The sequence below is a fragment of the Mesorhizobium sp. M7A.F.Ca.US.005.03.2.1 genome (genome assembly GCF_003997795.1).
GTDB lineage: Bacteria > Pseudomonadota > Alphaproteobacteria > Rhizobiales > Rhizobiaceae > Mesorhizobium > Mesorhizobium ciceri.
Genome location: NZ_RZRP01001346.1, coordinates 1 through 1,024, shown reverse-complemented (window position 1 = coordinate 1,024; position 1,024 = coordinate 1). Strand labels below are relative to the sequence as shown.

At 61.5% G+C, this 1,024-nt stretch carries 1 protein-coding gene; it reads left to right on the top strand.

Going from position 1 to position 1,024, the window contains the following annotated elements:
- The coding region (locus tag EN991_RS37645; RefSeq protein WP_127370598.1) for an NAD+ synthase at positions 1-917 on the top strand (917 nt) is incomplete at its 5' end.
- Between the last annotated feature and the right edge of the window lie 107 nt (positions 918-1,024).

Sequence of the window (1,024 nt, the reverse complement as noted above, 5' to 3'; positions counted from 1 at the left end):
ATCACTGGGTCTGCTCGGAAGGGCCGATGTCGAAAATCCCGGACCGGGAGGAGGCTGACTATCGCGCCTGCATGCTGGGCCTGCGCGACTACGTCAACAAGAACGGCTTCAAGAACGTCGTGCTTGGTCTGTCCGGCGGCATCGATTCGGCGATCTGCGCGGCGCTGGCCGTCGATGCGCTCGGCGAGGAACGGCTGCGCGCGGTGATGATGCCCTACCGCTATACCTCGAAGGATTCGCTCAAAGATGCCGAGGATTGCGCCCGCGCTCTCGGCTGCCGCTATGACATCGTGCCCATCTTCGAGCCGGTCGAGGGCTTCCTGCACGCACTGACGCAGATGTTCGAAGGCACCAAGGAAGGTATCACCGAGGAGAATTTGCAGAGCCGCGCACGCGGCACCATCCTGATGGCGATCTCCAACAAGTTCGGCTCGATGGTCGTCACCACCGGCAACAAGAGCGAGATGTCGGTCGGTTATGCCACGCTCTATGGCGACATGAATGGCGGCTTCAATCCGATCAAGGACCTCTACAAGATGCAGGTCTACGCGCTGTCGCGCTGGCGCAACAGCCACGTGCCGCCGGGTGCGCTGGGCCCCTCGGGCGAGGTGATCCCGAAAAACATCATCGACAAGGCACCGTCGGCGGAATTGCGCGAGAACCAGACCGATCAGGATTCGCTGCCGCCCTATCCGGTGCTGGACGATATCCTCGAATGCCTGGTCGAGAATGAGATGGGTGTCGACGACATCGTCGCGCGCGGCCATGACCGGGCGACGGTGACGCGCATCGAGCACCTGCTCTACATCGCAGAATACAAGCGACGGCAGGCGGCGCCGGGCGTGAAGATCACGAAAAAGAATTTTGGCCGCGACCGCCGCTACCCCATCACCAATCGTTTCAGGGATCGCAGCTAGGTACCGAAAGCGCACGCGGCGCGGCCGGAGACAACCATGCCCGATTGTGAGATCAGCTTCGACATGTCACGGATCGATTTCCGTGCGACATCGGACCTGTTAATGGC